This window comes from Stenotrophomonas sp. RIT309, from assembly GCF_000632045.1.
GTDB lineage: Bacteria > Pseudomonadota > Gammaproteobacteria > Xanthomonadales > Xanthomonadaceae > Stenotrophomonas > Stenotrophomonas indicatrix.
The window spans coordinates 132,286-156,420 of sequence record NZ_JFYS01000003.1 but is presented as its reverse complement, the minus strand read 5'-3'; the positions used below and the strand labels follow the sequence as shown (position 1 = coordinate 156,420).

Sequence of the window (24,135 nt, the reverse complement as noted above, 5' to 3'; positions counted from 1 at the left end):
GCTCCGCCAGACTGTCTCCATGACCCGAATCCTGCTTGCCCTCGTTCTCGTCCTCGGCCTCGCCGGCTGCGGTTTCCACCTGCGCAACAAGCTGATGCTGCCGACCGACACGGCGCCGGTGAAGGTGGTCTCCACCGCGCCCTACAGCGAGTTGGTCAAGCTGTTGAACCGCAGCCTCCTGGCATCCGGTGCGCGCTTGGCCGATGAGGACAGCGAGGGCCCCAATGCCCAGCTGCAGGTACTGTCCGAACGCTGGGGCGACCTGCCCATCGCGATCGACTCGCAGGGCCGCGCGCAGGAATACAGCCTGCGCTATGCGGTGATCTTCATCTTCCGCCGCGAAGACGGCAGCGAGCTGGTGCCGCAGCAGGTGATCGAACTGTCGCGCGACTACGTGTCGCCGCCGACCGACGCCACCGGTACCACCACCGAACGCGAGATCCTGGCCGATGAACTGCGCCGGGAAATGTCGGCCTCGATCATCCGCCGCATCGACAGCGTGGTCCGCGCCGAACTGGAAAAGGGCGGTAGCCTGTCGGCGCCGAAGCCGGTCGAGCGCGATCCGGTCGAGCCCGCACCCGCCGTCCAGCACTGAGCCGGGCGCCTGATGGAACTGCGACCGGAACAGCTGGCCGGGCAGGGCGCTGACACGGCGCTGGCGCCGGTCTACCTGATCGCCGGTCCGGAAACGCTGCGTGTGCTGGAGGCAGCTGATGCCGTGCGTGCCCGTGCACGTGCGGCCGGCATCGACGAGCGCGAAGTGTTCGATGCCGATGGCCGTGATTTCGACTGGAACCAGCTCGACGCCAGCTTCAATGCCCCCAGCCTGTTCAGTGCCCGCCGCCTGGTGGAAGTGCGCCTGCCCAGCGGCAAGCCGGGCAAGGACGGCGGTGAGGTGATCAGCCGGTTCTGCGCCAACCCGGCGCCGGACGTGATCCTGATGATCACCGCCAACGAATGGAGCAAGGCCCACCAGGGCAAATGGGCCGAGGCGGTGAACCGCGTCGGCGTGCTGTCGGTGGCCTGGGCCATCAAGCCGCATGAGCTGTCGGACTGGATCGAACGGCGCCTGCGCAGCAGGGGCCTGCGCGCCGAACCGGCGGCCGTGCAGCGCTTGGCCGAACGCGTGGAAGGCAACCTGCTGGCGGCTGCGCAGGAGATCGACAAGCTCGTATTGCTGGCCGACGGCCAGACCCTGGACGTGGAACGGATGGAATCGCTGGTGGCCGATGCTGCCCGCTACGACGTGTTCCGGCTGGTGGAAGCCACCTTCTCCGGCCAGCCCCAGGCGGTATTGAGGATGCTGGCCGGGTTGCGCGGCGAAGGCGAGGCCGTGGCCGCGCTGATGCCGATCGTGATCCGCGAGCTGTTGGCCGGTGCCGGCCTGGCACGGGTACAGGCACGTGGCGGCAATCTGGCGGCGGAGATGAAATCCCGGGGTATCTGGGAATCGCGGCAGGCGCCCTACAAGCGCGCGCTGCAGCGGAACCCGGAAGGCAAGCGCTGGGAGCGTTTCGTGGCCGAAGCAGGGCTGGTTGACCGCATCGCCAAGGGCCGCGCAGACGGCGATGCCTGGCTTGCACTTGAGCGCCTGCTGGTGGCGGTGGCCGAAGCGCGTGCGGTGCGGCTGCTCGCCCGGGCCTGATCCATGAGCCTGCGGATCTATTACGGGGGCACCTTCGACCCGGTGCATCTGGGCCATCTGGCAATCGCGCGCGCCGCGCGCGATGAACTGCAGGTGGCGGTGCGCATGCTGCCTGCCGCCGACCCGCCGCATCGCGCGGTACCGGGCGCGACCGCCGAGCAACGCTGCAGCATGCTCGGCCTGGCCATCGGCGATGAGCCGGGCCTGCTGCTGGACCGTCATGAGCTGGATCGGGCCGAGCGCTTCCCTGGCCGACCTTCCTATACCGTCGATACCCTGCGCGAACTGCGGGCCGAACTTGGCCCCAGCCGCCCGCTGGCGTGGCTGGTGGGGGCCGACAGCCTGCTGGGCCTGCCCAGCTGGCACGAGTGGCAGGCGCTGTTCGGTCTGGCCCATTTCATCGTTGCCGAGAGGCCCGGCAGCCCGCTGCGGGCCAGTGTCGACGGCGCGCTGGGTCAGGCCACCGAGGGGCGCTGGGCCGACAACGAGCAGGCCCTGTTCACCAGCCCGGCCGGCCGCATCCTGCGCCTGCACCACCCGCTGCGGGTGGAATCGGCCAGTGCCGTGCGCGCCCAGATCGCCGCAGGCGGCCCCTGGCGGGCCATGCTGGCACCGGCGGTGGCCGACTACGTTTCTGGCCACGGCCTGTACCGCCCCGCCGCCTCGTGAATACGGTTGCCGCGCTGTGCCCGTATAATCGCCCCCACGTTTATCGAGTCGACCCGCTTTGAGCAACCAGACCCAGCCCCAGACCATCAAGGTCGATCTGCCCAGCCCGCCGCCCTCCGTGCCGGAACTGCTGGCCAGCGTCCGTCAAGCCACCGAAGACCTGAAGGCCAAGGACCCGGTCGAGATCGACGTACGCGGCAAGTCCAGCGTCGCCGACTACATGGTGGTCGTATCGGGTACTTCGACCCGCCATGTGAAGTCCATCGCCGACGAAGTCGTGCGCTTCGCCAAGAACATCGACGTCATGCCGCTGGGTGTTGAAGGCGAGCGTGAAGCCGAATGGGTGCTGGTCGACCTGGGCGACGTCATCGTGCACGTGATGCTGCCGCGCGTGCGCGAGTTCTACGCGCTCGAGCGCCTGTGGACCGTTGGCGACCAGCCGCCGTCCTACGACGACGACGAAGTGGCCTGAGCCATTCGTTGATGCAGTTTTCGACGGCGCCGATGGCGCCGTCGACGTTTTGGAGGAATGTTGATGAAAGCCCGCCTGATTGCCACCGGCGAACGCGCGCCCAGTTGGGTGGCGCAAGGGTTTGCCGAGTACCAGAAGCGGCTCTCGCACTGGCTGCCGTTCGAGCTGGTGGAGATCGAGCCCGGCCTGCGTGGCAAAGGGCGCGACGCACGTCGCGCCACCGAGGACGAGGGCAAGCGGGTGATCGCTGCGTTGCCGAAGAATGCCTATGTCGTTGCACTGGACGTACCGGGCCGCCAGCTCAGTTCCGAACAGCTGGCGCAGCGCCTGGAGCACTGGCGTGGACAGGGCAGGGACCTGGCGTTCCTGATCGGTGGCCCGGAAGGGCATTCGCCGGAAGTGTCTGCGCTGGCCGATGAAAAGTGGTCGATCGGCCCGCTGACGCTGCCGCACATGCTGGTGCGGCTGGTGGTGGCCGAGCAGTTGTATCGCGCTGCTGCGATGTTGGCCAATCACCCCTACCATCGGGCGTGAAGAGTCGTTATACTGGCGGTCTGCCCGAATAGCTCAGCCGGTTAGAGCACTTGACTGTTAATCAGGGGGTCGTTGGTTCGAGTCCAACTTCGGGCGCCACATTCAAGAGGCCTGCATCGCAAGATGCAGGCCTTTTTTGTTGTGTCGCGCCGTGCAGTCGCGTGCGGCGGTGGATCCACCCCATGCGTGGATGCATCGCGCGCGATCTTTCGAGCGGACTCGACTCTACACTGCAGGTCCATCACGTGGATGTTGACGATGCGCGCTCGCTTTGCATTTCGCCTGCTGATGGTCCTGCTGCCATTTACCGCATCGGCCGCCGCGCCTGCCACCTGGCACCCGCCAGCCGGTACCACCGAACTCCCTCTGTGGCCGGATGGGCAGGTGATGGCACCGCCGAAGCTGAAAGGCCGCGAGCAGGTCAGCGAAACCGTGTCCAAGGCCAGTGGCGAGCGCTGGATGATGCTGCAGAACGTGGCCGTGCCCACGCTCACCGTGTTCCCGGCGAAAGGCTCGCCCAACGGCACGGCAGTGATGGTGATACCGGGTGGTGGCTACAACGTGCTGGCGATCGACCTGGAAGGCAGCGAGATCTGCGATTGGCTGACCGCGCAGGGCGTCACCTGCGCACTGCTGAAGTATCGCGTACCGGCCTCGGGACCGAACTGGGACCGCGAATGCAACTGCCGCGACATTCCGGCCGTGCCGATGGCCTTGCAGGATGCGCAGCGGGCAATGGGCCTGCTGCGTGCGCAGTCCGCGCGCTGGAAGATCGATCCACAACGGTTGGGCGTGATCGGCTTCTCGGCCGGCGGCCATGTGGTGGCCGGGTTGAGCACGCATGCGCAGCGCAGCTATGCACCGTTGGATGCGGCCGATGTGCAGTCCAGCCGGCCGGATTTCGCGATGCTGCTGTATCCAGGGCATCTCTGGGTACGCAAGGATGATTCGCTGGAAAAAGACATCGTGGTCGATGCAAAGGCGCCGCCGACGTTCATCGTGCAGGCCGCCGATGACCCGACGGACGATGTCCGTCATGCATTGGTCTATCACCGTGCACTGATCGAGGCCGGCGTGCCGGTTGAAATGCATTTGTTCGCGCACGGCGGCCACGCGTTCGGCCTGCGCCTGAAAGATGCGCCGGTGTCGGCATGGCCCAGCCTGGCAGAACGCTGGATGCATGACATCGGCATGCTGACGAAGCACTAGCGTCGGGTGTGGCTCGGCCTTACAAGGTCAGCGCGCCACGGGCGAATGCCACCAGCGTAGCGATCGCCACCACCAGGATCGCGCCGAACAGCACCCATTCCCAGCGCGTGAACACCCGCTCGCCGCGCTGGCGTCGGGTCAACGCGTACAGCACTACGCCCGGCACATACAGCAGTACCGACAGCAGCAGGTTGTCCAGGCCACCGGCATATACCAGCCACAACGCATAGGCGCTGGCCAGCAGCGCGACGATGAAGTCGCGCCAGCGGGCGCCGGCCGCGCTGGCGTATGCCTCGCCCTGCCAGGCCAGCTTCACGCCGAATGCGCTGGACAGGAAGTACGGCACCAGGCTCATCGACGCCGCCAGCAGCACCAGGCTGGTGTAGCTGCCCGAATTGAACAGCACCAGCAGCAGGAACAACTGGATCAGGCCATTACTCAACCACAGCGCATTGGCGGGCACGCCGCGCGCGTTCTCGCGGCCGAGAAAGGCCGGCATCGTGCCATCGCCAGCGGCGGCAAACAGCACTTCGGCGCACAGCAGCACCCACGCCAGCAGCGCGCCCAGTACCGAGATGATCGAGCCGATGATGATCACCGTCGCTCCCCATTCGCCAACGATCGCGCGCAGCACATAGGCCATCGAGGGATTGGGCAGGCCGGCCAGTTCGGCCTGCGACAGCACACCCATCGACAGCAGGCTGACCAGCACCAGCAGCAGCCACACGCCGATGAAGCCGATCACGGTGGCGCGGCCGACATCGGCGCGCCGTGCCGCGCGCCGCGAATAGATGCTGGCACCTTCGATACCGATGAACACCCACACGGTGACCAGCATCATCCCGCGCAGCTGCTGGCCCATGTCGCCCAGCGCGGGAGCGCCGAAGAAGTCGGCGCGGAACACGTCCATGCGGAATGCGCCGGCTGCCAGAATCAGGAACAGCGCGATCGGCACCAGCTTGGCCACGGTGACCAGGCCATTGATGATCGCCGCAGTGCGCAGGCCGCGCAGTACCAGCAGGTGCACGGTCCACAGCAGCAGCGACGATGCGGCGATGGCGGCCGGTGTATTGCCTTCGCCGAACACCGGTGCGAAGTGGCCGAGACCGCTGAAGATCAGTACGAAGAAGCTGGCGTTGCCGAGTACCGAAGCGACCCAGTAGCCCCACGCGGCGGAGAAACCGATGTAGTTGCCGAAGCCTTCGCGCGCATACGCATAGATGCCGGTGTCCAGGTCGGGGCGACGATTGGCCAGGGCCTGGAACACGAAGGCAAGCATCAGCATGCCGGCACCGCTCACCGCCCAGCCGATCAGCGCGGCGGCCGGGCCGGCGCTGCGCGCCACGTTCTGCGGCAGCGAGAAGATGCCGGCGCCCACCATTGAGCCGACCACCAGTGCGGTCAGTGCGGCCAGGCCAAGGCGTTGAGTGGAGGAGGGCATCGCGCCTGTCGCAGGAGAAGGTGCCCCCATGATGGACGCTGACGCGTGTGTAGAAAAGCAAAGGCCCGGGCGTGAGCCCGGGCCTTTGCGGGTGACGCTGCAGCAGGATTACTTGAAGGTGTACTTGGCGCCGACGGTGAAGTAGCGACCAATGGCACCGCTGAAGTGCAGCGGGTTGTAGTTCACGCCACCGTAGGTGGTCGGATCGAGCGGAGCGATGCGATCAAACACGTTGGCCACCGAGGCGTTCAGCTCGAAGGCTTCGGTGATGTTCCAGCGGCCGGACAGGTCGAAGGTGGTGAACGAGGAGATCTTGGTGACGTCGGTACCGTCGGCATAGGAGAACTGGTACGAGCCGTCCGGACCACGGAAGTCCTTGTTGTCCATCTTCGAGATGTAGTTGGCAACGCCGCTGACGCTCCAGTTGCCCTGCTTCCAGGTGGTGCCGAAGTTGATGCGGTCCTTCGGCGTGCCGATGCAGTTGGTCACGTCGCAGTTGCCGTGGGTACCGGCGTAGTCGACGGTGACGTCAGCGTCGGTGCGCTCGAACTTGAGCACGTGGCTCCACTGCAGGTCCATCTCCAGCTGGCCCGGACCGATGTCGAAGGTCTGGCGGATATCAGTGTCGATACCGCGCACGCGGGTGGAGGCCGCGTTGATGTACGCGGTGTTGACCGCCAGGATGCTGCCGGTGCCAGCAATGCCGTTGATCAGGTCGATGTCACGCAGCACGTTGCCGGCGGCGATGGCATCAGCGGTGGCGCCCTGGGCGATTTCGTTGGTGCGCTTGATCTGCCACGCATCGACGGTCAGCGAGGTGCTGGAGGTCGGCTGCAGCACGATGCCGACCGAGTAGCTCTTGGACTCTTCCGGCTTCAGGTCCTTGTTCGGACGGGTGATGATCGCCACCGGCCGCGAGCTGCAGTTGGTGCCGACATCGGCGGCCGGGCTGGCGGCGCAACGCACCGGATCACGGGCGTTGGAGAAGGCAGCCAGGCCACCGTCACCGTTCTCGGCCGGGTTCGGCGCGCGGAAGCCTTCGGCGTAGCTGGCGCGCAGGGCGATCCAGTCTGCCGGGGTCCACTTCACGCCCAGCTTCGGCGTGGCCTTGCCTTCACCGCTTTCGTACTTGTCGTAGCGCATGGCGGCCGACAGTTCCAACTGCTCCAGCACTGGCGCGGACAGCTCGACGTAGCCGGCATACACGTTCTGGGTGCCGTCATAGGCCGAATAGCCCAGGCCGATGATGTCACCCTGGTCGGTGTAGGTCTGCGGGGTCAGGCTGTTGCTGGTCTTGCGCCACTCGGTACCGAAGGCCAGGCCCAGCGGGCCGCCCTTCAGGTCCATCAGGCTGCGCGAGATGGTGAAGTCGAACATGTCCAGGCTGGACTTGGCGCGTGCGCTGATCTGCGGCGAGATGTAGTCGTACAGCGCCTGAGAGTTGAGGTTGGCGTTGTCGCCGATGCGCCACACGCCGCCGGCGCAGTTCGGGTTGCCCAACGCACACTGCACAGCGCTGTAACGCAGGAAGCCGGTGCGCTTGTTGGTCAGGTCGGTGCCCGAGTGCAGGTAGGCGGTGTCGTAGCTCCAGTCACCCCAGTTGCCCTTCACGCCCACCAGCAAGCGGTTGAACTCGTTGGTGTTGTTGGTCACGCGCGGACCGACATCCCATGCCGAATAGCGCAGGCGCGAGGCCTGGCCCTGGATCGGGTTGTCCGGGTGGGTCGGCGACAGCACCACAGCACCCGGACCGCTGCTGGCATTGCGCGGACCTTCCGGGTAGCCCCAGCTGCCGGACACGCCGGACGGGGTGTTGCTGAAGGTGGTTTCCTTCTTCGAGTAGCCGATCTCGGTGTAGACCTCGCCGCCTTCGCCGAAGGCGAAACTGGCACGGCCGAACACGTTGACGTACTTCTCTTCAGGGGTGAGGTCGCGGTACTGCTGGTTCGGATCCCACAGGCAGCCCTGGGCAGCCACTGAAGCGTCGGTCTGGCCACCGATGGTGGTCAGGCCCTGGCAACCCGGCAGCGGAACCAGCTGCGCGGAGGTGCCCGGCGGAACGCGGTCGTCGAACACAGAGCCGTTCGGACCGACGCCGCCGCTGGTGCGGTTATTGAGGTAGGCGCCACCCAGGAACTGGGCATTGTTGCCATAGCCCCACGGACGGATGTCGCCGGTGCCGATCCACTTGCGGTTCTTGCGGTCGCTGATCTTGATCGCGTCGGTCTTGCCGACATCCAGGCTGAAGAACGCATTCCAGCCATCGGTGGCCAGATCGCCGGTACCGGCGGTCAGGGTGGCCTTTTTGGCATTGCCGTCGCCATCACCGGAGGTGCCGTAGGAGGCACGCAGGATGCCGCCCTGGAAGTCGCTGCGCAGGATGATGTTGACTACGCCGGCGATGGCGTCGGAACCGTAGATCGCCGAGGCGCCATCCTTCAGCACTTCCACGCGCTCGACGGCGTCGAGGGGAATGGTGCTGAGGTCGGTGAATACCTTCTGGCCGTCATCGGCCAGGCCATAGGTCGCCATGCGGCGGCCGTTCAACAGCACCAGCGTGGAGCCGGCACCGAGGCCGCGCAGCGAAATGCCTGCGCCACCACCGGCGAAGCCGTTGCCGAAGGTCTTCGGGATCGAACCGGAACCGTCAGCGGTCAGGGTCTGCAGGTACTCGGCCACCGTGGTCTTGCCGGTGCGATCGATTTCCTGGCGGGTCACCACCTGCACCGGCGACGGTGTTTCGGTGTTGGTGCGCGGGATGTTCGAACCGGTGACGGTGATCCGGTCAAGGTTGGTGGCCTGTTCCTGCGCGAATGCAGAAGAGGAAGCCACGGCCCCGGCGAGCAGCAGGGCGCCGCCGGTGAGGATATGGGTGATGGACGTTGCCAGGTGGTTGCGGCGGCGGCTGGCGGGCCGTTGGATCGGGTGTTTCACAGCTTCTCTCCTGACTGGAAAACTCGAGCATTGAGGGCTGTCTCCGGTGTGTCCCGGGACGCGTCAATCTAGGTTTCCGGCAGGTGACGGAGGTGTGAAGTTTTACTAAATTCGTAACGGTTTTCCAACGAAGTTCAAATAACCGGGCAGATTGGCCCTGTTCCGGCCCATTCACCGTTGTGACCGGCCCGGCGTGCGGCCGGGCCGGTCCGTGGCTCAGTCGGGCAGGGAGAACTGCACGGGCACCATGCCGATGGCGGGAACGGCCATGCCATCACGCTCGGCCGGCACGAAACGCCAGTGGCGCAGCACCTGCTGGCGGGCGGCCTGGTCCAGGCTGCGCGAGCCGCTGCTGCGTTCGATGCTGACGTTCACCGGCTGGCCACTGGGGTCCACTTCCACCCGCAGCAGCACCGTGCCCTGTTCGTGATTGCGCAGGGCCTGGATCGGGTAGCTGGGCGGCGGGTTGCTACGGTACTGCAGCTGGGCGCCGGCCAGCGGCGTGGACGGGGCAATGGTCGGCGCAGCCTGCACCGCGGTCGGCTCGGCCGCCGGCAGGATGATGCCCTGGGCCTCCTCGACGGTCGCGGTGGGCGTCGGCAGCGGTGCGGGCACCGGCGTGGCCTGCCGCTTGTGCACCACCTCCACCTTTTCAGGCTCGGTCGGCACCGGCAGCGGCTCGATCGGCTTGGGCTCTTCCCTGGGAATGAACCGTACCGTGGTCTGATCGCGCGGCAGCGCGGTAATGGCCTGGTAGGTCGCCGGGATCAGCAACAACAGGAACGCGAGCAGATGCAGGGCGATGGCCGCACTCCAGGCGGCAACGCGGGCGGGATCGAAGTGCAGGGGTACTACGGGATACGTACGAACCATGGTCCACCTCCATGCCAGTGTCGAAGTCCTCAACGCACCAGGGCCGCCATCGGGGTTGCCGCACGCGGCTGGCAGTCAATCATTAGCGCGCCGCCTCCACCACTGCCTAGAGGCAGGGGCGGCAGCGTTGAGCTGGCCTTCATGTAACGCTGCCGGCACGGCGGCGGTGGAAACGAAAACGGCGCCCCGCAGGGCGCCGTCGGTTGAACGGAAGGAGCCTCAGCGGCCCAGCTCGAACACCACGTCCAGGTTCACCGAGACGGTCGACTCACCCGGGGCGACCGGGGTGGCCTTGTCCATTGCCATGCCGGCGGCCTGCGCACGCATCATCGGCATCGGGCGGAAACCGCCACCGGCGTTCTCGGAAATGCTGACAATGCGGCGCACCTGCAGGCCAAGCGACTTGGCATAGGTCTGGGCACGGGCCTGGGCCTTCTTCAGTGCCGCCAGGCGCGCTTCGTCATAGACCGGCTCGGGCTGGTCGATCTCGAACTGCGGGCCGTTGATCTGGTTGGCGCCCTGCGCGGCCAGCGCGTCCAGCACCTTGCCGAGCTTGGCGATGTCGCGGACCTTCAGGCTGACGGTGTTGCTGGCCTGGTAGCCGGTGATCTTCGGGGCTTCGTTGTCGGCATAGCGGTACTGCGGGTTGAGGCTGACGCCGCTGGTCTGCACGTCGCGCTCGGCGATGCCGGCGGCCTTGATCGCAGCCAGGACCTTGTCCATCTGCTGGGCGTTCTGGCGCATGGCGCTGTTGCCGTCGGCGGCCTGGGTGACCACGCCGGCCGACAGCGTGGCCACGTCCGGCACGCGGGTGGCTTCGGCGTTGGCCGAGATGTTCAGCAGGGTGCCTTCGGCCGCGGCGGCGATCGACGGCGACGACGGGTCGGCATGGGCGGTCATCGAAGCTCCAAGAGCGAGGGACAGGGCAAGCAGCAGCGGGGTGGCGGTGCGACGCATGGGATCTCCTTGTTGTGGCGGTGAGGGTGGTGTCGTAGCGATGAACGCGTTGTGAGTCCGTTCGGGGTTGCAGGCGCCGGGGAAGGATTGTCCGACGATTCAGGTACCGGCGTCAGGTTATGCTGTGTCGATGCTCTATCTTGCTTCCCGCTCCCCCCGACGCAACCAGCTGCTGGCCCGTCTCGGACACCCTTTCCAGGCGTTGGACCTGGAGGTCGTCGAGCAGCGCGCGGCCTCTGAAAGTGCCCAGGACTATGTCTGCCGGGTCGCCGCCGACAAGGCGCGCGCGGGCCTGGCACGGGTGCTGGCCGATGACCCGCAGGCGCGGGTGCTGGGCTCGGATACCGAAGTGGTGCTCGATGGCGAAGTATTCGGCAAGCCGGCCAACGCGGCCGACGCGCGGGCGATGCTGGCACGGCTGGCCGGGCGCACCCATCAGGTGATGACCGCCGTGGTGGTGGTGGACGCGCGCGGGCTGGACAGCGAACTGGTTGTTTCCGAGGTCACCTTCGCCGCCATCGAGTCCGCCGAAATCGCTGCCTACGTCGCCACCGGCGAGCCGCTGGACAAGGCGGGTGCCTATGCCATCCAGGGCGGTGCCGAGCGCTGGATCGAACACCTTTCCGGCAGCTACTCCGGTGTCATGGGGTTGCCGTTGCTGCATACCGATCGTCTGCTGGCACGCTGCGGCGTGCTGGCCCCAACTGCTGATGCCGCCAGGGAGGCTGCCGATGTCTGAGGAAATCCTGGTCAATGTGACCCCGCGCGAAACCCGGGTCGCGGTGATCGAGAACGGCATGCTGCAGGAACTGCACATCGAGCGCGGTTGGCGCCGGGGTGTGGTCGGCAACATCTACAAGGGCAAGGTGCAGCGGGTCATGCCGGGCATGCAGGCGGCATTCGTCGAAGTGGGCCTGGAGCGCGCCGCGTTCCTGCACGCCAACGACGTGGTGCGGCCGGCGCCGGTGGCCAGCGCCGATACCGAGAACACGACGCTGCCGCCGCCGTCCAGCGTGCCGATCGTGGAGCTGCTGCGCGACGGCCAGGACATCGTGGTGCAGGTGGTGAAGGATCCGATCGGGACCAAGGGCGCACGCCTGACCACCCAGATCAGCATTCCCTCGCGCTACATGGTGCTGCTGCCGCAGTCGAAGGTGGTGGGCGTGTCGGCGCGCATCGAGGACGAAGGCGAGCGCGCGCGGCTGAAAGCGCTGGTGACCGAACTGTCGGCCCAGCACGGCGGCTACGGCTACATCGTGCGCACCAATGCCGAAGGCCAGCCGGCCGAGGCCATCGCCGAAGACATCGCCTACCTGTCACGGGTATGGAACGTGGTCGAGCGCCGCGGCCGCGAGGCGGCGTCGTGCAGCAACATCTATGAAGACCTGAGCCTGCCGCTGCGTTCGGTGCGCGACCTGATCCGCAAGGACGTGGACAAGGTGAAGGTGGACTCGAAGGAGACCTTCGCCCAGCTGCAGGCGTTCGTGGCCAAGTACATGCCGGTGCTGGCGGAGAAGATCGAGCTGTACAGCGGTGATCGTCCGATCTTCGACATGTTCGGGGTCGAGGACGAGATCGGCCGTGCGCTGGACAAGCAGGTGCCGCTGAAATCCGGTGGCTACCTGGTGATCGACCAGACCGAGGCGATGACCACCATCGACGTCAACACCGGCTCGTTCCTCGGCCAGCGCAACCTGGAAGAGACGGTGTTCCGCACCAACCTGGAGGCCGCGCAGGCGGTGGCCAGGCAGCTGCGCCTGCGCAACCTGGGCGGCATCATCATCATCGACTTCATCGACATGGATGACGCCGAGCATCGCCGCCAGGTGCTGCGCACGCTGGAAAAGGCGCTGGCCCGTGACCATGCCAAGACCACGGTGTACGACTTCTCGCCGCTGGGCCTGGTGGAGATGACACGCAAGCGCACGGTGGAAAGCCTGGAGCGCCAGCTGTCGGAAACCTGCCCGCAGTGCAGTGGCCGCGGCACCATCAAGACCACCGAAACGGTGACCTACGAGATCTTCCGCGAGATCACCCGCGCGGTGCGCCAGTTCGATGCCGCGCGCCTGCTGGTGATCGCGTCCAGCAAGGTGGTGGCGCGGATCACCGATGAGGAATCCACGGCCGTGGCCGAGCTGGAAGAGTTCCTCGGCAAGAGCATCCGCTTCCAGGCGGACGAGCAGTACCTGCAGGAGCAGTTCGATGTTGTTCTGCTCTGATCCAGGCCGACTGTCTGCCTTCGGTGGCCGATGAGCGCGCCGCCGCGCCTGCGACTGCGAAGGATCCGCCGTCATTTCATCGCCGCATGCGCGGTTGGCCTGGTCGGGCTTGCCCTGCTGGTCGGCACCCTCAGCCAGCTGTTGCCGCTGGCTGAGCGCCATCCGGACCGGATCGCGGCCTGGCTGAGCACGCGCGCCGGGCAACCGGTGCGCTTCGAACGCCTGGACACCGCCTGGACCCGACGTGGTCCACTGCTGCAGTTGAAGGGCCTGCGCATCGGCGCGGGCCAGGGCCTGGCCATCGGCGATGCCGAGGTGCTGGTGTCGATGTACAGCGGCCTGTTGCCGGGCCGCTCGCTGACCGAACTGCGCCTGCGCGGCCTGGCGCTGGACCTGCAGCAGGCGGCCGATGGCCGCTGGTCGGTGCGCGGCCTGCCGCAGTCCCGCGCTGGCGGCGATCCGCTGGATGCGTTGCGCCGGCTGGGCGAACTGCAGGTGATTGGTGGCCGCCTCGGCGTGCATGCGCCAGCACTGGGTGTCGACGCCACCCTGCCACGTATCGACCTGCGCCTCCGCGTGGATGGCGACCGCCTGCGGGTGGGCGTGCGTGCCTGGGCACAGACCGACGCCTTGCCGCTGACGGCGGTGCTGGACCTGGATCGCCAGCGCGGCAACGGCGAGGCCTGGGTAGGCGCCGATCCGATCGATTTCCGTTCCTGGGCGCCGTTGCTGGCGGCCGGCGGCATGCGCCTGCGCGAGGGCAAGGGCGAGCTCAACCTGTGGCTGACCCTGCGTGATTTCGCCCCGGTGGCGCTGACCACCGATTCGGACCTGCGTGATCTGCGTGTCGAAGGCGCGCCGATGCCTGGCGTGGCGCGCCCGGAGATTCAATTGCAACGGCTGCAGGCGCGCCTGCGTTGGCAGCGGACGGCAGAAGGCTGGGCGCTGCAGGTGCCGCGCCTCCGCCTGCAGGCCGATGGCAGCCAGCAGCAGCTGGACGGGCTGCAACTGCGGGTGGGCAAGCAGATGCAGGTGCAGGCCGCAGCAGCGCAGGCGGGTACCGCGTTGCGCGCGCTGGCGCTCAGCGACCGCCTGGACGCGGGCCTGCGGCATTGGCTGTACCTGGCCAAGCCGCAGCTGGACGTGGCGCAGCTGCAGTTGCGCGGCCAGCAGGATGGCCCGTTGTGGGTGCAGGGCGAACTGCAGTCGCTGGGCTTTGCCAGTGTTGGCAACTCGCCGGGCCTGCGCGGCCTGGGCGGCCGCTTCGAGGGCGATGCCAACGGCTTCAGCCTGCAGCTGCAGCCCCAGCGCCAGCTGCAGTTCGATTGGCCAACCGGTTTCGGCGTGCGTCACGACCTGCACCTGGCCGGGCAGATCGTCGGTTGGCGCGACGAGGCCGGTGGCTGGCGCATCGGCACCCCGGCGATGCGTGTGGAAGGCACCGACTACGCTGCCGACGTGCGCGGTGGTCTCTGGTTCCAGGGCGATGGCACCCGGCCGTGGATGCAGCTGGCGGCCAAGCTGGACGACGTACCGATGACCGCGGCCAAGCGTTTCTGGATCCATTCCAGAATGAGCAAGGGCGCCACCGACTGGCTGGACATGGCTTTGGCCGGCGGCCAGGTGCGCAACGGCATCGGCCTGGTCAGTGGTGACCTGGACGACTGGCCTTTCGACAACAACGATGGCCGCTTCGAGGCCACCGGCCACATCAGCAACGGTGACATCCGCTTCCAGCACGATTGGCCGTTGATGGGCCAGGTCGATGCCGATGTCGCCTTCATCGGCCCTGGCTTCCACATGCAGGGGAGCGGCGATCTGGCCGGCGTGGCAGTACAGACATTCGAAGCCGGCATCCAGGATTTCGGCCAGCAGCCACTGTACGTGCGCGCCGACAGCCAGGGCGACGCCGGCAAGTTGCTGGCGATGCTGCGGCAGAGCCCGCTGCACAAGGAATACGGCGACACCCTGGACAACCTCGCGGCAAGCGGGCCGGCCAACGTGCATTTCGACCTGTTGCAGCCCCTGCATCATGACCAGGGCGGCGGCCACCTGCAGGGCACGGTGGACCTGGCCGGGCTGAAGCTGGTCGACAAGCGCTTCCAGCTGGAATTCGACAACATGCGCGGGCAGGCCCGCTACAGCAACGCCGGCTTCGCCGCCGAGGAACTGGCCGTGCGCCACCTAGGCCAGGACGGCCGGCTGAGCCTGCGCGCCGGTGGATTCGTGCGTGACCCCAAGCTGGCCTTCGAATCGGAACTGGCCGCCACGCTCGATGCGGGCGTGCTGATCGACCGCGCACCGGAAATGGCCTGGCTGAAGCCCTACATCAACGGTACCTCGCCGTGGACCATCGCGGTGAACCTGCCGAAGGTCGCGCCGGGTGCACCAGCGCCGCCCAGCGAGCTGCGCCTGCGCTCGGATCTGCTGGGCACCCGCCTGGATCTGCCGGCACCGCTGCAGAAGCCGGCCAACGAATCGCTGCCGACCACCGTGGCCGCACAGCTGCCGATGGGCGCCGGCCGCATCGACGTGGCGTTCGGCCAGCGTCTGGCGCTGGCCGCGCGCAGCCACAACAACCAGACCGGCGTTCAGGTCACCCTGGGCAGCGACCACGTTGACCGCGAACCACCGCCCAGCGGGCTGACCATCAATGGCCGCAGCCCGACCCTGGATGCGCTGGAATGGATCGGCCTGGCCCGTGGCGCCGGTGGCGATGGCGACCCGATGCCGCTGCGCGCCGTGGACGTGCAGGTCGGCCAGCTGATGCTGATCGGCGGCGTGTTCGAGCAGACCCGCCTGCAGCTGCATCCTGGCCCGCAGGCGCTGGACGTGCGCCTTGATGGCCCCTCGCTGGCCGGCAAGTTGAATGTGCCCAACGCCGATGGCGGCACCATCAGCGGCCAGCTCGAGCGCGTGTACTGGCAATCGCTGCCGACCCTTCCCGGAGCCACGGCGGCACCGGCGCGGGTGCAGGCCGGTGCCGACGACATGGACCCGGCCAAGCTGCCGCCGTTCGCATTGGACATCGCCGACCTGAAGTTCGGCAAGGTCGTGCTGGGCCAGGCCGTGCTGCGTACGCGGCCGATCGCCAATGGCCTGAGCGTGGAACAACTGCAGTTCCGCGCCCCCAGCCAGGAGATCGACATCCGTGGCCGTTGGCTTGGCAAGGGTGGCGGTTCGCGAACCGCGCTTGATGCGCAGGTGCGCAGTGAAGACCTGGGCGGGTTGCTGCAGAACCTCGACTACGGCGGCCAGCTGCGCGGCGGCTCCGGCCACGCCCAGCTGCAGGCCTCATGGCCCGGCGGTCCGTCGGACTTCCAGCTTGGCAACCTGCAGGGCCAGCTCGATGTGAATGCCCGCAATGGCCAGCTGCTGGAGCTGGAGCCGGGTGCCGGCCGCGTGCTGGGCCTGCTCAGCGTCGCCCAGCTGCCGCGGCGGCTGATGTTCGACTTCCGCGACTTCTTCTCCAAGGGCTTTGCGTTCAACCAGGTCGAGGGCAGCGTGCAGTTCGGCGAGGGCATGGCCCGTACCGACAAGGTGTTGATCGAAGGGCCGGCAGCGAACATCACCATCCGTGGCCAGGCCGACCTGCGGAAACAGCAGTTCGACCAGACCATCGACGTCAACCCGCGCGCCGGCAACCTGCTGACCGTGGTCGGCGCGGTGGCCGGCGGCCCGGTGGGCGCAGCGCTGGGAGCAGCCACCAATGCGGTATTGTCCAAGCCATTGGGCGAGATCGGTGCCCGCACCTACAAGGTGACCGGCCCCTGGAAGGAGCCCAAGGTGGAGGTGATCGAGCGCAGCCGCGAACGTGCGCCAGTACCCGCACCGCCGCCGCGCCTGCCGCCGTTGCCGGCCGTGCCGCCGACCGTCACCGAACCACCGCCACCGCGCTGAGCGCGGCCCCCGTTTCCCCAGGGCGGCCTTGCCTGACCGCCTTCACACCCCCAGATCGAGACCATGACTGACAACGCCCTGACGCTTGCCCAAGATCGCCTGTTGCGCCCCGGTGGCCTGGATACCGCTGGCCTGGAGCGCACCTTCGGCCAACTGCTCGGCCCCGGTGTCGACTTCGGCGACCTGTACTTCCAGCATGCCCGGCGCGAAAGCTGGAGCGTGGAAGATGGCATCGTCAAGGACGGCGCCCATTCCATCGAGCAGGGCGTGGGCGTGCGCGCGATTGCCGGCGAGAAGACCGGCTTTGCCTATTCCGATGACATCCATGCCGGTGCATTGCTGACCGCAGCGCAGTCGGCACGTGCGATCTCGCGCGAAGGCGGCGCACAGACCGGACGCTCGCTGCTGCGCGGCGATGCGCGCGTGCTGTATCCGGCGCTGGACCCGATCGACGGCATCGGCAACGAAGCCAAGGTCGAGGTGCTCAAGCGCCTGGACGGCTACCTGCGCGCGGCCGACCCGCGCGTGAAGCAGGTGATGGTCAGCCTGTCCGGTGGCGTCGATACCGTGCTGGTTGCCCGCACCGATGGTGTGCTGGGCGCCGACGTGCGCCCGCTGGTGCGGTTGAACGTGCAGGTGATCGTCGAGCAGAACGGCCGCCGTGAGTCGGGTTATGCCGGCGGCGGCGGTCGCTATGGCTATGAAGCGCTGTTTGCCGATGGCCGCCCGGAAGCCTTTGCGCGCGAGGCGCTGCGGCAGGCCCTGGTGAACCTGGAAGCGGTGCCGGCGCCGGCCGGGGTGATGCCGGTGGTGCTGGGCCCGGGCTGGCCGGGCGTACTGCTGCACGAGGCGGTCGGCCATGGCCTGGAAGGTGACTTCAACCGCAAGGGCACCAGTGTCTACGCCGGCAGGATCGGCGAGCGCGTGGCTGCCCCGGGCGTGACCATCGTCGACGACGGCACCCTGGACGGACGCCGTGGTTCACTCAACATCGACGACGAAGGCCACCCGACCCAGTGCACCACGCTGATCGAGGACGGCATCCTGGTCGGCTACATGCAGGACAGCCTCAACGCGCGGCTGATGGGCGTGGCGCCGACCGGCAACGGCCGTCGCGAATCGTTCGCGCACATGACCATGCCGCGCATGACCAACACCTACATGCGCGCCGGCCAGCATGACCCGCAGGAAATGATCCGTTCGGTGAAGAAGGGCCTGTACGCGGTCAATTTCGGCGGCGGCCAGGTCGACATCACCAGCGGCAAGTACGTGTTCTCGGCCACCGAGGCCTACCTGATCGAGGACGGCCGGATCACCGCGCCAGTGAAGGGCGCGACCCTGATCGGCAATGGCCCGGAAACCATGCAGAAGGTGCGCATGGTCGGCAACGACCTGGCCCTGGACGAGGGCGTGGGCATCTGTGGCAAGGACGGGCAGAGTGTGCCGGTCGGTGTCGGCCAGCCGTCGCTGCTGATCGAGGGCATCACCGTCGGCGGTACCCAGGCCTGAGCACGGCGATGGCCACAGCCACCGCCATGCCCGACGGGGACTCAGTCCTCGTCGGCGTCGTCGACCGGTTCGTCTGCCTCGACGTCCTCACCGGACGCCTTCAGGCCGAGCGCGGCCGGCAGCATCAGCGCGCGCAGCACCTGGAAGATCTCGCGGTAGGCGCGCGGCGGCTTGTTCTTGGCCTTTTCGGCCTGGGCGTTGCGCACCAGCGTGCGCAGCTGCTGGCGGTCGGCCTGCGGATGGTCATCCAGCAGCGCGGCCAGCGCCTTGTCGCCTTCATTCATGAGGCGTTCGCGCCAGTCTTCGACACGGTGCATCATCGCCACTTCGCGGCGCCCGGTTTCGCTGTTGGCATCCAGCGCATCGCGGATCGCGTCCAGCGCGGCATCGTCCTCGCGGCGCATGTGCTTGGCCAGGAACGCCAGCTGCCGCTTGTGCGCGATATGGGCGGTGATGCGCTTGCACTCGGCAATGTGTGGCAGCAGGTCCTCCGGGATCGGCAGGCGCGCCAGCTGGGCCGGGGTCAGCGACACCAGCTTCTCGCCCAGGGCCAGGACGTCGAGCGCATCGCGCCGGTTCTGGCTGCGGCTCTTGTCGTGGAATTCACCGGTTTCTTCGTCGCGTCCGCGCATCGTCCATACCTGATTTCAAAAAAAGTCGCCCGGCGTGATGCCGGGCCCAACCCGCACAGGATAAAGCATTGAACGTGATCGCCCCTGAAGTCGCCGTCGGCGACGACAGCCCGGCCCGGCTGGAACGGCTGGCCGACATCTCCCAGCAGCTGCTGCAGCGTGCCCGCGCGCTGGGTGCCAGCCAGGCCGAGGTCAGCTGCAGCGAAGACCGTGGGTTGGAGGTCAATGTCCGTCTCGGCGAGGTCGAGACCGTGCAGTCCACCCGTGACCGCGGCATTGCCGTGACCGTCTACTTCGGCCAGCGCAAGGGCAGTGCCAGCACCGCCGACCTGCATGAGGCCAGCCTGCTGGCCACCGTCGAGCAGGCCTGCGCGATCGCCCGCCATACCGAGGACGATCCGGCCGCCGGCCTGGCGGAGGCCGAGCTGATGGCCCGCGACTTCCCCGAACTGGATGGCTGGCACCCCTGGGAGCTGCAGGCCGACGAGGCGGTGGACCTGGCGCTGGCCTGCGAGGCGGCGGGCCGCCAAGCCGATGCGCAGATCCGCAATTCCGATGGCGCCTCGGTATCGAGCATGCAGAGCGTGTCGGTCTACGCCAATTCGCATGGGTTCATCGGCCGCGAGCGCGGAACCCATCATTCGATCGGCTGTGCGCTGATCGCCGGCACCGGCGATGGCATGCAGCGCGACGGCTGGTACACCGGCGCACTGGCCCGCGAGGATCTGGAAGATCCGGCCAGCGTCGGTCGCCGCGCCGCAGAGCGCACGATCGCCCGCCTGCAGCCGCGTTCGCTGCCGACCGGCAGCATGCCGGTGCTGTACGCGCCGGAAGTGGCGCGCAGCCTGGTGGGTCACCTGCTGTCGGCAGTCTCCGGCGGCGCGCTGTACCGCCAGGCGAGCTTCCTGCTGGACAGCGTCGACCAGCAGCTGTTCCCCGACTGGATGCAGATCGAGGAGCTGCCGCACCTGCGCCGTGGCTTGCGCTCGGCCGCCTTCGACGGCGACGGCGTGGCCACCCGTGCCTCGGCCCTGGTGCGTGACGGCGTGCTGCAGCGTTACGTGCTGGGCAGCTATTCGGCGCGCAAGCTGGGCCTGCAGACCACCGCCAATGCCGGCGGCGTGCACAACCTGCAGCTGGCGGCCAATGCCGGTTCGCTGCAGGACATCGCCGCGCAGATGGGCAACGGCCTGCTGGTGACCGAGCTGATGGGGCAGGGGGTGAACGGGGTGACCGGCGACTACTCGCGCGGCGCCGGCGGCTTCCGCGTGGAGAACGGCCAGATCCAGTATCCGGTGGATGGCATCACCATCGCCGGCAACCTGCGGGACATGTTCATGGCCATCGAGGCGGTCGGCAGCGATGTCGATCCGCGCTCGCATATCCGCACCGGCTCGATCCTGGTGGGACGGATGACGATCGCCGGCAATGATTGATGCCATTGATGGCGTAAGCTAGGCCCGCCTGACGCGACCGGCTTGCCGCCGGTCGGTCAAGACCACCCAATAAAAAAGGAGTTTTGTCGTGAGCGAATTCGAGAACGTCCCGGCGGCGAGCAGCGTACCCGCTGACCAGCGCACCATGGCCCTGGTGGCGCACCTGCTGGGCATCTTCACCGGTTTCATTGGTGCCCTGGTCATCTGGCTGATCAACAAGGATGACGCCAGCAAGGCCTTCGTCACCGACCAGGCCAAGGAAGCGCTGAACTTCCAGATCACCGTCGCCATCGCGATGTTCGTCTGCATCATCCTGACCTTCGTGGTCATCGGTGTGTTCCTGGCGCCGATCGTCGGCCTGCTCAGCCTGGTCTTCAGCATCATCGCTGCGGTGAAGGCGAACAATGGTGAAGCCTACCGTTACCCGTTCGCACTGCGCCTGATCAAGTAAGCGGCAACGATCAACGACGCAAAAAGAAACGCCCGGCAATGCCGGGCGTTTCCGTGTATGGCGCGTAGGGTAGCGCCGGGCCATGCCCGGCGAACGCGCAGCGCGGCAGATCCATGCCTGCAGTCAGTGATCGCGTTCCACGGCCAGCGTGGCCAGCGCGCGCAGCGCATCGGCTTCTTCGTGATAGCCCGCCAGTGCCTGCCGCATGCGCGCGGAAAGTTCGCGCAGCTGCGCCTTGGCACCGTCCATGCCCAGCAGGGCAGGGAAGGTGCTCTTGTCCTGGGCCTGGTCCTTGCCGGCGGTCTTGCCCAGCTGTTCGGAGCTGGCTTCGACATCGAGGATGTCATCGCGGACCTGGAAGGCCAGGCCGAGCGCATCGGCGAAACCGTCGAGCTGGGCCAGCACGGGTTCGGGTGCATCACCGCACAACGCGCCCATGCGCACCGCAGCACGGATCAGCGCACCGGTCTTCAGCGCATGCATGCGGGTGAGGGCTGCCAGCGACTGCTGCTGGCCGGTGGCATCGATGTCCAGCGCCTGGCCGCCGCACATGCCGGCCGCGCCGGAGGCATGGGCCAAGGTCTGCAGGCACGCCACGCGCAATGCCGCCGGCAGCGGTGCATCGGCCAGCAGGCCGAACGCACGGGTCTGCAGGGCGTCGCCGGCGAGGATCGCGGTGGCTTCGTCGAAGGCGATGTGGGTGGTGGGCTTGCCACGGCGCAGGGCATCGTCGTCCATCGCCGGCAGGTCGTCGTGCACCAGCGAGTAGGCGTGGATCAGTTCCACCGCCATCGCCGCGGCATCAAGCCTGTCCAGGGGCGCGCCGAACACCTGGCCGGCGGCATAGACCAGCAAGGGGCGCATGCGCTTGCCGCCACCGAGCACGGAATGGCGCATCGCCTGGTGCAGGCGTTGCGGGGCTTCGGCCGGTGAGGGCAGAGCGGCGTCGAGCTGGCTTTCGATACGGTCGCGCCAGCGCGCGAACAACGCCTCAGCCGTCATGGCTGGGCGGATCGAAGGGTTCGGCGGTTTCGGGCTGGGCCGGATCGCTGAGCAGGCGCACGCGCAGTTCGGCCTGCTCCAGCGCCTGCTGGCACTGGCGGTACAGACCAACACCACGTTCGTAAGCACTGAGCGAGGCTTCCAGGCTCAGCTCGCCGGTTTCCATCTGCTCCACCAGCTGTTCCAGCGATTCAAGCGACTGCTCGAACTGGGCGACCGGGGAGGCGTTTTCGGGGGACTTCTTGGCCATGCGACAAGTGTGGACGGCGCGCGCGCAAGGGTCAATTCACCAGCCGCCCGGATGCCACTGCAACTGCGCATTGCGTGCCTGCAGCCAGGCCTGCAGCGGTGCGGCAATGACTACATCGGCGGCCGCCAGCAGCTGCCCCTGGTCGAACAGCAGGGGCAGCTGTGCGCGTCGCCAGGGCGCCAGGTGCTCGCGCTGCAGGCAATCCTTCAACGCGGATGAATGCGTACGGCCGGCCAGCACGATGCGCTCGCCGCCCTGGCGGGCACGCAGGTCCAGCGGTTGTTCGAAGCGGTCCGTGCCGAGCAGGCGCAGCTGGCCGCCGTCGGGCAGCTGCAGCGGCGCGCGGCCGTCCCATGCCGCGTGCCAGTCCTTCGGCAGGACCGGCAGCGCTGCCGGCAGCAGGTAGGCGTGCTGGCGCCACTGGCGGATGGCGTGCTGCTGCCAACGCACCTGCGACTGCCGATCGGCGCCTGCGGCCATCAATTCGTTCTGTACTTGCCGCAGCACATGCGCCGGCAACGGGGCTGCGCCATGGCGGCGCACCCACGCACGCAGCACGCGCGCAGCACGCTCCGGTGCAACCTGGCGCAGCAGCTCCAGCGACAGCACCCGGGGTGCCACTTCCAGGTGAGCGAGCAGTTCGGCGTCTTCTTCATCGAGCAATGCACGGGTCTGCGCGCAATGCGCGGCGCTGCCGGCCAATGCGGCAGTGGCATGCGGCCAGCGCTGGCGCAGCAGTGGCAGTACCCGCAGGCGCAGGAAATTGCGGTCGGCGTGGTCTTCGCCATTGCTGGGATCTTCGATCCACTGCAGGCCGTGTGTCGTCGCGTAAGCCTGCAGCGCGCTGCGCGGCACATCGAGCAGTGGCCGCCACAGCCGATGGCCATCGAGGCGGCTGTCAGCGGTCATCGCCGCCAACCCATCGATGCCCGAACCGCGCAACGCACGCAGCAGGAAGGTCTCGGCCTGGTCGTCCTGGTGCTGGGCCAGCGCCAGGGTTTCCCCGGCCTGCAGCTCGGCGCTGAATGCAGCGCGACGTGCCAGCCGGGCGGCCCCTTCGATGCCATGGCCGTCATCACGGCTGACCTGCACGTGGTGCACGGCCAGTTCGATGCCCAGCACCGCGCATTGCTGCTGGCAGTGCTGCACCCAGTCATCGGCCGCCGGTTGCAGGCCATGGTGTACGTGCGTCGCACGCAGCGGCGTGCCGGCGGCCTGTGCCGATCGCCACAGCCAGTGCAGCAGCACGGTGGAATCCAGGCCGCCGCTGTAGCCGACCAGCAGCGGTGCATCAAGCGGAACGAGGGCGGGGAAGGCAGTCACGGCGGCAAGTATAGGGTGGGTGGGTGAGTCGGCAGGGCTGCGCCCTGCACCTGCCAGATCAAATGCAACAGCCGAAGCAACTGCAACAGCGGGCATACCGTGGGATGGCGGGGTGGGTCCGGTTGCGGGGGACGCTGCAAGTACGTCCATGTAAGCTCGGTCGCGCCATCCATGGCGCTCACGCCCCCGCAACCGGACCCACCCCGCCTTCGACAGATGGCCGGTAGCCAGTAGATCCACGCCATGCGTGGATGAAATCTGTCAGATATCGAATGAAATTCTGGGCCATTCCCGTGTCGACCAAGGTCGACACCCACCAAAGGCAGGCCATGCCGTTCCGACAGAGCGCAGGAAACTGTCGAAGGTGGGGCGGTGTCGGATTGTGGGGTGTCCGCGGCATGGGCCCGAGGTATACCTCGGGCGGGTTGGGCAGGACGCCCAACCCCGGTCTTGCCGTGTGCGCAGGACAGCGCACACGAGCAAGCCGCGGCCAAGCCCCCAGGAGTGAGGGCGCTTTGCTTGCGAAGCACTGCTTCGCAAGCGCCCGAACGCACAGCCGCCAGCGGCTGGGCCGGACCGCGGAGCGGGGTTCACGGCGTCCCCGCAATCCGACACCGCCCCGCCATCCCACGGAATGCCGCTGTTGCTGTTGCTTCGGCCGTTGCTGTTGCTTCGGCAG

General features: G+C 67.6%; 20 protein-coding genes and 1 tRNA gene. 13 read left to right on the top strand and 8 right to left on the bottom strand.

Annotation, left to right across the window (positions count from 1 at the left end; all coding sequences use genetic code 11):
- The first annotated feature begins 19 nt into the window (after window positions 1-19).
- From lptE to BW38_RS17240, 7 genes are all read left to right on the top strand, one after another.
- Window positions 20-595 (top strand): LPS assembly lipoprotein LptE, encoded by a 576-nt coding sequence (gene lptE, locus BW38_RS17210; RefSeq protein ID WP_025879298.1) that lies wholly within the window; start codon window positions 20-22, stop codon window positions 593-595.
- Window positions 596-607: 12 nt separating this feature from the next.
- Window positions 608-1,645, top strand: a complete 1,038-nt coding sequence (gene holA / locus BW38_RS17215; protein WP_032975058.1) for a DNA polymerase III subunit delta — start codon at window positions 608-610, stop codon at window positions 1,643-1,645.
- A gap of 3 nt (window positions 1,646-1,648) precedes the next feature.
- Window positions 1,649-2,314, top strand: coding sequence for a nicotinate-nucleotide adenylyltransferase (nadD, locus tag BW38_RS17220; RefSeq protein ID WP_032975057.1), 666 nt, complete (start codon window positions 1,649-1,651; stop codon window positions 2,312-2,314).
- Window positions 2,315-2,372: 58 nt separating this feature from the next.
- Entirely contained in the window at window positions 2,373-2,786 is a 414-nt protein-coding gene (gene rsfS / locus BW38_RS17225) for a ribosome silencing factor (protein WP_025879295.1), read from the top strand.
- A gap of 63 nt (window positions 2,787-2,849) precedes the next feature.
- Window positions 2,850-3,320, top strand: a complete 471-nt coding sequence (gene rlmH, locus BW38_RS17230) for a 23S rRNA (pseudouridine(1915)-N(3))-methyltransferase RlmH (RefSeq protein ID WP_025879294.1) — start codon at window positions 2,850-2,852, stop codon at window positions 3,318-3,320.
- Between the two features lie 22 nt (window positions 3,321-3,342).
- A tRNA-Asn gene (locus BW38_RS17235) sits at window positions 3,343-3,419 on the top strand.
- Between the two features lie 159 nt (window positions 3,420-3,578).
- On the top strand, window positions 3,579-4,529 hold the full coding sequence (locus BW38_RS17240) for an alpha/beta hydrolase (protein ID WP_032975056.1): 951 nt from the start codon (window positions 3,579-3,581) through the stop codon (window positions 4,527-4,529).
- Window positions 4,530-4,548: 19 nt separating this feature from the next.
- Here BW38_RS17240 and arcD read toward each other — a convergent pair whose 3' ends face one another.
- From arcD to BW38_RS17260, 4 genes are all read right to left on the bottom strand, one after another.
- Window positions 4,549-5,970, bottom strand: coding sequence for an arginine-ornithine antiporter (arcD, locus tag BW38_RS17245; RefSeq protein ID WP_032975055.1), 1,422 nt, complete (start codon window positions 5,968-5,970; stop codon window positions 4,549-4,551).
- 108 nt (window positions 5,971-6,078) lie between these two features.
- A complete protein-coding gene (locus BW38_RS17250; protein ID WP_025879291.1) occupies window positions 6,079-8,904 on the bottom strand; it encodes a TonB-dependent receptor in 2,826 nt (941 codons plus the stop codon).
- Between the two features lie 216 nt (window positions 8,905-9,120).
- Window positions 9,121-9,777 (bottom strand): energy transducer TonB, encoded by a 657-nt coding sequence (locus tag BW38_RS17255; protein ID WP_025879290.1) that lies wholly within the window; start codon window positions 9,775-9,777, stop codon window positions 9,121-9,123.
- A gap of 219 nt (window positions 9,778-9,996) precedes the next feature.
- A complete protein-coding gene (locus tag BW38_RS17260) occupies window positions 9,997-10,734 on the bottom strand; it encodes an SIMPL domain-containing protein (RefSeq protein ID WP_025879289.1) in 738 nt (245 codons plus the stop codon).
- 130 nt (window positions 10,735-10,864) lie between these two features.
- Here BW38_RS17260 and BW38_RS17265 point away from each other — a divergent pair, with 130 nt between their 5' ends.
- From BW38_RS17265 to tldD, 4 genes are all read left to right on the top strand, one after another.
- Window positions 10,865-11,473, top strand: coding sequence for a Maf family nucleotide pyrophosphatase (locus tag BW38_RS17265; protein ID WP_032975054.1), 609 nt, complete (start codon window positions 10,865-10,867; stop codon window positions 11,471-11,473).
- Window positions 11,466-12,953, top strand: a complete 1,488-nt coding sequence (gene rng / locus BW38_RS17270) for a ribonuclease G (RefSeq protein ID WP_025879287.1) — start codon at window positions 11,466-11,468, stop codon at window positions 12,951-12,953. Before BW38_RS17265 ends, rng begins: the two co-directional genes overlap by 8 nt.
- A gap of 30 nt (window positions 12,954-12,983) precedes the next feature.
- On the top strand, window positions 12,984-16,853 hold the full coding sequence (locus BW38_RS17275; RefSeq protein WP_032975053.1) for a YhdP family protein: 3,870 nt from the start codon (window positions 12,984-12,986) through the stop codon (window positions 16,851-16,853).
- Window positions 16,854-16,916: 63 nt separating this feature from the next.
- Complete coding sequence (gene tldD / locus BW38_RS17280; RefSeq protein WP_025879285.1) at window positions 16,917-18,362, top strand: metalloprotease TldD; 1,446 nt, start codon at window positions 16,917-16,919, stop codon at window positions 18,360-18,362.
- 41 nt (window positions 18,363-18,403) lie between these two features.
- Here tldD and yjgA read toward each other — a convergent pair whose 3' ends face one another.
- Window positions 18,404-18,994: a ribosome biogenesis factor YjgA gene (gene yjgA, locus BW38_RS17285; protein ID WP_032975052.1), complete on the bottom strand. Its 591-nt coding sequence runs from the start codon at window positions 18,992-18,994 to the stop codon at window positions 18,404-18,406.
- A 68-nt stretch (window positions 18,995-19,062) separates the two neighbouring features.
- Here yjgA and pmbA point away from each other — a divergent pair, with 68 nt between their 5' ends.
- Together pmbA and BW38_RS17295 are read left to right on the top strand one after the other, a co-directional pair.
- Window positions 19,063-20,430 carry a metalloprotease PmbA gene (gene pmbA, locus BW38_RS17290; RefSeq protein ID WP_032975051.1) on the top strand — a complete coding sequence of 456 codons (1,368 nt, stop codon included), beginning with the start codon at window positions 19,063-19,065 and terminating at the stop codon, window positions 20,428-20,430.
- Window positions 20,431-20,518: 88 nt separating this feature from the next.
- Entirely contained in the window at window positions 20,519-20,881 is a 363-nt protein-coding gene (locus BW38_RS17295; RefSeq protein ID WP_025879282.1) for a DUF4870 domain-containing protein, read from the top strand.
- A gap of 123 nt (window positions 20,882-21,004) precedes the next feature.
- Here BW38_RS17295 and BW38_RS17300 read toward each other — a convergent pair whose 3' ends face one another.
- From BW38_RS17300 to tilS, 3 genes are read right to left on the bottom strand one after another with little or no spacing between them, the layout of a single operon-like run.
- Window positions 21,005-21,883 (bottom strand): farnesyl diphosphate synthase, encoded by an 879-nt coding sequence (locus BW38_RS17300; protein WP_032975050.1) that lies wholly within the window; start codon window positions 21,881-21,883, stop codon window positions 21,005-21,007.
- Window positions 21,873-22,133 carry an exodeoxyribonuclease VII small subunit gene (locus BW38_RS17305; protein WP_006381978.1) on the bottom strand — a complete coding sequence of 87 codons (261 nt, stop codon included), beginning with the start codon at window positions 22,131-22,133 and terminating at the stop codon, window positions 21,873-21,875. Before BW38_RS17305 ends, BW38_RS17300 begins: the two co-directional genes overlap by 11 nt.
- Window positions 22,134-22,169: 36 nt before the next feature.
- A complete protein-coding gene (gene tilS / locus BW38_RS17310; protein ID WP_051584880.1) occupies window positions 22,170-23,456 on the bottom strand; it encodes a tRNA lysidine(34) synthetase TilS in 1,287 nt (428 codons plus the stop codon).
- Between the last annotated feature and the right edge of the window lie 679 nt (window positions 23,457-24,135).

Excerpts from the sequence above, each read along its gene's own strand:
- lptE (WP_025879298.1), top strand. The coding sequence starts at position 20 with ATGACCCGAATCCTGCTTGCCCTCGTTCTCGTCCTCGGCCTCGCCGGC.
- tldD (WP_025879285.1), top strand. The coding sequence starts at position 16,917 with ATGACTGACAACGCCCTGACGCTTGCCCAAGATCGCCTGTTGCGCCCC.
- holA (WP_032975058.1), top strand. The coding sequence starts at position 608 with ATGGAACTGCGACCGGAACAGCTGGCCGGGCAGGGCGCTGACACGGCG.
- BW38_RS17300 (WP_032975050.1), bottom strand. The coding sequence starts at position 21,883 with ATGACGGCTGAGGCGTTGTTCGCGCGCTGGCGCGACCGTATCGAAAGC.
- BW38_RS17260 (WP_025879289.1), bottom strand. The coding sequence starts at position 10,734 with ATGCGTCGCACCGCCACCCCGCTGCTGCTTGCCCTGTCCCTCGCTCTT.
- BW38_RS17305 (WP_006381978.1), bottom strand. The coding sequence starts at position 22,133 with ATGGCCAAGAAGTCCCCCGAAAACGCCTCCCCGGTCGCCCAGTTCGAG.
- BW38_RS17275 (WP_032975053.1), top strand. The coding sequence starts at position 12,984 with ATGAGCGCGCCGCCGCGCCTGCGACTGCGAAGGATCCGCCGTCATTTC.
- rlmH (WP_025879294.1), top strand. The coding sequence starts at position 2,850 with ATGAAAGCCCGCCTGATTGCCACCGGCGAACGCGCGCCCAGTTGGGTG.
- BW38_RS17265 (WP_032975054.1), top strand. The coding sequence starts at position 10,865 with ATGCTCTATCTTGCTTCCCGCTCCCCCCGACGCAACCAGCTGCTGGCC.
- rng (WP_025879287.1), top strand. The coding sequence starts at position 11,466 with ATGTCTGAGGAAATCCTGGTCAATGTGACCCCGCGCGAAACCCGGGTC.
- BW38_RS17255 (WP_025879290.1), bottom strand. The coding sequence starts at position 9,777 with ATGGTTCGTACGTATCCCGTAGTACCCCTGCACTTCGATCCCGCCCGC.
- yjgA (WP_032975052.1), bottom strand. The coding sequence starts at position 18,994 with ATGCGCGGACGCGACGAAGAAACCGGTGAATTCCACGACAAGAGCCGC.
- BW38_RS17240 (WP_032975056.1), top strand. The coding sequence starts at position 3,579 with ATGCGCGCTCGCTTTGCATTTCGCCTGCTGATGGTCCTGCTGCCATTT.
- nadD (WP_032975057.1), top strand. The coding sequence starts at position 1,649 with ATGAGCCTGCGGATCTATTACGGGGGCACCTTCGACCCGGTGCATCTG.
- arcD (WP_032975055.1), bottom strand. The coding sequence starts at position 5,970 with ATGCCCTCCTCCACTCAACGCCTTGGCCTGGCCGCACTGACCGCACTG.